At 72.9% G+C, this 1,490-nt stretch carries 2 protein-coding genes; both read left to right on the forward strand.

The genetic code is table 11. The features are described from left to right. The coding region (locus tag LR948_RS18740) for a type II secretion system protein GspJ (protein ID WP_232755683.1) at nucleotides 1-421 on the forward strand (421 nt) is incomplete at its 5' end. Then, nucleotides 418-1,281, forward strand: a complete 864-nt coding sequence (locus LR948_RS18745; RefSeq protein ID WP_232755684.1) for a general secretion pathway protein GspK — start codon at nucleotides 418-420, stop codon at nucleotides 1,279-1,281. The genes LR948_RS18740 and LR948_RS18745, both read left to right, overlap by 4 nt. The last annotated feature ends 209 nt before the right edge of the window (nucleotides 1,282-1,490 follow it).

Consider the following 1,490-nt stretch of genomic DNA (forward strand, 5'->3'; position numbering starts at 1 on the left):
CGAGCGGCTGGTCGAGATCGACCGCGCGCTCCTGGTGCTGCGCCGCGATCTGGCGCAGCTGGCTCCGGGCGCGGTGACGCTGGGCCCCGAGGTCTTCAGTTTCCTGCGTGCCGAAGGCGAGGGGCTGGCCCGCCAGGACCTGCGGCTCGAGGCGGGCCGGCTGCTGCGCGTCCTGCGGGCAGAGGAGGGCGGGCCGGTGGATCAGCGCCTGCTCGGCGGGGTCGCGGGCGCGCGCTGGCGGCTTCTCGACACGGGCGGGCGCTGGCGCGACAGCTGGCCGCCCGCCGGCCAGTCCGAGGCCGAGGCGCCGGGGGCGCCGCCGGTGGCCGCCGAGCTGACGCTGCGGCTCGACGCGCCGGGGCAGGCGGAGGCGGCCGACCTGGTGCGGCTCTTCGCGCTGCCCGGGGCGGCGCAGCGATGAGGCGGCGGCGCGACAGCGGCGTTGTGCTGGTCAACGTCCTGGTCATCATCGCGCTCAGCGCGGCGGTGGTGCATCTGATGCTCAGCAGCCGCGAAAGCGCCATCGACCGCGTCACCGGGCTGTCGCGGGCCGGCGATGCCGAGCTCATCGCGCTGGGCGCCGAAGCCTCGGTGGTGGCTGCCCTGCGCCGCGACCTCGACCAGGCGCCCGATGTCGACCACTTCGGCGAAGCCTGGGCCGCCATCGCGCAGGAGGAGGTGCAGCTCGTCACCGGCCGCTTCTCGGTCGAGATCCAAGACCTGCAGCGCAAATACGACATCAACAGGCTGGCCCTGGGCGGGCTTGGCCCGGTGGAGGTGCTGGCCCGGCTGCTCGTGGAGCTTGACCAGCCGCCCGAGCTGGCCCGGCGCATCGCCGCGATCCTGAGGCGCACCGGACCGGTGGGCGCTCTGTCGGACCTCGAAGGCTTTGGCATTCCCGCCGCCGCGATCGAGGCGCTGTCGCCGCATGTGGCCGTGCTGCCCTCCGATGCCACGGTGAACCTCAACACCGTCGAGCCGCCACTGCTGCGCGCCATGCTGAACAACCGCGCCATCGCGGCACGGCTCATTGCCCGGCGCGATCGCGAGGGGCAGATCACCCGCGAGGCGCTGCGCGGCGCGGGCGCGGTCCGGCCCGATCACTCGGGCTTCACCTCGAACCTCTTCGACGTGGTGGTGCTGGCCGAGGCCGACGGCGCGGCGGTCCGAATGGAAAGCCGCATCCGGCGGAGCGATGCGCTTTCTGCCCAATCGGTGAGCGTCGTCTCGCGCCGGTACCTGCCGCTGCCGTCAGAGCGGCAAGACGCACCCGATCCCTGACGAAAAGGGCCCCCGGACGGTTGTCCGGGGGCCCGATCATGGCCGTGTCACCCTGAGCGGATCAGGGATTGAACGGCTGTGCCTGTGGCGTCAGGACGAGATTGGTGCTCTGCGCGTTGACCGGCTGGGAGTTGCGCGGCTGGTTGAAGGCGGCCACGAAGGCCTGGCCCAGCGACGCGATACCCTGCGCGTTGTCATCATCCCCGTCG

Origin of the sequence: Roseivivax sp. GX 12232, assembly GCF_021272185.1 — a bacterium.
In the GTDB taxonomy this organism is placed as follows: domain Bacteria; phylum Pseudomonadota; class Alphaproteobacteria; order Rhodobacterales; family Rhodobacteraceae; genus Roseivivax.

Excerpts from the sequence above, each read along its gene's own strand:
- LR948_RS18745 (WP_232755684.1), top strand. The coding sequence starts at position 418 with ATGAGGCGGCGGCGCGACAGCGGCGTTGTGCTGGTCAACGTCCTGGTC.